The organism is Vibrio sp. 10N.222.48.A3 (assembly GCF_041475345.1).
GTDB lineage: Bacteria > Pseudomonadota > Gammaproteobacteria > Enterobacterales > Vibrionaceae > Vibrio > Vibrio tasmaniensis_A.
Map to the genome: position 1 here is coordinate 1 of NZ_JBFRVX010000894.1, position 3,458 is coordinate 3,458.

The 3,458-nt window shown below is 43.1% G+C and carries 3 protein-coding genes; all 3 read left to right on the plus strand.

Annotated elements, in window-relative coordinates; translation table 11 throughout:
• Window positions 1-73: 73 nt before the first annotated feature.
• Window positions 74-748, plus strand: a complete 675-nt coding sequence (locus AB4653_RS21500; RefSeq protein ID WP_009845723.1) for a YoaK family protein — start codon at window positions 74-76, stop codon at window positions 746-748.
• Window positions 749-976: 228 nt separating this feature from the next.
• Window positions 977-2,347, plus strand: a complete 1,371-nt coding sequence (locus AB4653_RS21505) for a YjiH family protein (RefSeq protein ID WP_009845724.1) — start codon at window positions 977-979, stop codon at window positions 2,345-2,347.
• A 456-nt stretch (window positions 2,348-2,803) separates the two neighbouring features.
• Window positions 2,804-3,458, plus strand: a 655-nt coding sequence (locus AB4653_RS21510) for a cache domain-containing protein (protein ID WP_372105300.1), incomplete at its 3' end; no start/stop codon positions are given.

Consider the following 3,458-nt stretch of genomic DNA (forward strand, 5'->3'; position numbering starts at 1 on the left):
ACGTTCTACAACGCTAGCGTATCTTTTCGCTAGCGTTATAATCGGCTCCTCTTTTTAACCCAGGGTGAACCACATGATTTCAAAACTACCTCGCTGGGTTGAATACGGCGCCTTACTGTTAGCGGGCCTTGCTGGCAGCGTTAATGCTATTGGTTTACTCGGCTTCCAACATCAAGCTATCTCCCATATTTCAGGCACCATGTCTTTACTTGGCAGCAGCCTGCTCACGCCGACTTCAACTTCTATGCACCTCCTGCTAATCATTATGAGCTTTATGCTAGGTGCCGCGTTCAGCGGATTCTTTATCGAAAATCAAGCATTGAAGTTAGGACGCCGTTACGGTGTTGCGCTATGTATTGAGGGTGGATTGCTGTTCTTGGCGCTTTGGGCACTGTTACAAGGCTACACTTCAGGCCAGTATTTCGCTTCAGCCGCGTGTGGTTTGCAGAACGCAATGATCACCACCTATAGCGGGGCGATCATTCGCACCACACACATGAGCGGGATCATCACAGACCTTGGGATCATGATTGGCGCACGCTTAAAGGGGATGCCTTTTGACCGCCGTAAAGCCAAACTTCTTATGTTCATCGTTGTTGGCTTTCTGTTTGGTGGTTTAAGTGGTGCTTGCCTGTTCCAGCGCTTTGAAATTTTGGCACTGGCTTTCCCTGCCTCTTTCGCGTTCATTGTCGCGTTTAGCTACTGGCTCTACCTAACTTATCGAACTGAAGCCTCAGTAAATTTATAAACGCCTAGTAATAACCATGAGAATATGTAACATCTGCAACACTTTATTCTAAACTCATAATTTGTTGCAGAATAACCTGCGTGAATATTTAGCGATATTTGATGAATAGTATTGCAAGTGATATTAATACTCGGTAATCTTGCACCCAATGAGAAAATACGGATGTTTAGAGAATAAAAATGCCAAGGATGTGGCTTTTTTACATGTAGAAATACGAGAATAATTAACATGTCTAACAACACGAATACTGCTCAACCAGAGAAATCTAAAGGCAGTTTCTGGGTTTTCTTAATCCCATCTCTGATTGGTTTGTTCCTCTTCATGGCGCCAATTAGCTACCAAGGTGATCTCACGATCCCTGTCGCTATTCTAGCCAAATCAATTCAAGCGGTTTTCGGTGAGTCTCTAGTTGCTATTATCACTGCAATCGTTGCCTTCATGTCTGTAGCTTCCGTGTTAAGCACCATTTTCAAACCTACATTCATTAAATCGAATTCATTTCTAAACGGCCTTTTCAACCCATCTCCACTGTGGTTGTTGGTTCGTATTATCGGTGGTGCTGCAGCATTCATGGCTTTCTTCCAAGTTGGCCCTGAGTTTATCTGGGAAGAAAACACCGGTGGTCTCGTGTTAGAGGGCCTATTGCCGACTCTATTTTCAGTATTCATCTTTGCCGGTTTACTATTACCACTTCTACTTAACTTCGGTTTGTTAGAACTGTTTGGCACCTTACTAAGTAAAGTGATGCGTCCAATCTTCAACCTGCCGGGTCGTAGTGCTATCGATTGTATGGCTTCTTGGTTAGGTGACGGCAGCGTTGGTATCCTGCTTACAAGCAAACAGTACGAGAAGAAATTCTACACTCAACGTGAAGCCGCTGTTGTTGGTACGACTTTCTCAGCAGTATCTATCACGTTCAGCCTTGTAGTGATTGCTCAAGTAGAACTAGAGCACCTATTCCTACCCTTCTACGCAGCAATCTGCTTAGCAGGTATTGTGGCCGCGGTAATCATCCCTCGCCTTCCTCCACTGAGCATGAAGAAAGACACCTTCATTGATGGTACAAAACCTCACAAAGATGCTGATGCAATCCCAGCGGGTCACTCGACTTTCTCTTGGGGTCTTGAACTCGCGGTAAATAAGGCATCACAAGTGAAGTCTGCTAAGTCTGTATTTGGTGAAGGCATTCGTAACGCAGTCGACATGGTATTCGGCGTTCTTCCTGTTGTAATGGGGCTAGGTACAATGGCATTGGTAATTGCAGAATACACCTCTGTGTTCTCATTCCTAGGCCAGCCTTTCATTCCATTCCTTGAGCTACTTGGTGTACCTGAAGCGGTTGCAGCATCTGAAACCATTGTTGTTGGTTTTGCGGATATGTTCATCCCAGCGATCCTTGCCGCTTCTATCGACAACGAGATGACTCGCTTTGTTATTGCAGCAATGTCGGTAACTCAGCTGATCTACATGTCTGAAGTGGGCGCTCTGCTTCTAGGCAGTAAGATTCCCGTGAATATCCTTGAACTGTTTATTATTTTTATTCTACGTACGTTAATTACACTTCCGGTTATCGCTGGTGTAGCGCATCTAATATTTTAAATTAGACGCACTGATACAGTGTAATAAATAACCTGATTTATAATAGCCTCACTTTTGTGGGGCTTTTTTTGCCTAATATATTCACTCTCCGGTTTAAAATACATACACTCTCCTGTTTGAAATATCGCCAATATACGAATTGAGAATATCATTTGATTTCATATTAATTCCCTTACACCTCTCCCTTATATAGTAAATCATACGCATATTAGCCTAATTAATACCCTCCTCACTTTGTTTGCCTTTGATTAAGCCAACTCTTTAACTCATTGAACCAAAAAACAAAAGTAGCAAGTATGTAATTAACTGAGTTTTACGTTGTGCGGGTTGTTGTATTTTTGTAGTCTATTTTGTGAAATTACATTCAAGTAAATCCCAACAATGTCGATATATATATAATTACAAAAACACGATTAGCTTTAGTTTTCGCAAAGCTTGTGAGAAGAGGAAAACACAATGAAATTTAGCCATAAGGTGGTTGCAGCATCATCAGCCTTGCTATTAGTGACAGTATCATTGCTTTCAATACAGCAACTTTACACCGTAAAAAGTGCTGTAGAGAACCACGTCAATGCAAGCCTGAAAGAGATGGTCTCTGGTATTAAGAACACCGTAGCATCAGAGATGAATGCTAAGAAAGCACTGGCTCAGTCGACGACTGAAGTCATTGAAATCAACCCTCAAGATCGTACCTACGTTCAAAACATCCTAGAAAAGCCAAAACTTAAAGGCAGTTTTCTCGCGGTTGGTTTTGGTTATGACGCAAACGGTTTCGTGATTGAGAATGATGACGGTTGGGACGCGGGGCCAGATTATGACCCACGAATCCGCCCTTGGTACATTGATGCTAAATCCAAAAACAGTTTAGTTGTGACAGCTCCTTATGTGGATGCATCAAGCAAAAAAGTCATCATCTCAGTGGGTACGCCAGTTAAAGACAACGGCCGCTTTACTGCGGGTATGTTCTACGACCTAGAACTGACCAACCTTGCGACCTTGGTAAACCAAGTGAACTTGTTTGACGCGGGTTACTTATTCCTAGTCACTGCCGACGGCACGACGATTGCTCACCCTAATGCTAAGAACAATGGCGAAACGCTATCAAGCTACC

Bases quoted from the DNA above. Each gene is read 5' to 3' on its own strand.
- AB4653_RS21500 (WP_009845723.1), top strand. From the start codon at position 74: ATGATTTCAAAACTACCTCGCTGGGTTGAATACGGCGCCTTACTGTTA.
- AB4653_RS21505 (WP_009845724.1), top strand. From the start codon at position 977: ATGTCTAACAACACGAATACTGCTCAACCAGAGAAATCTAAAGGCAGT.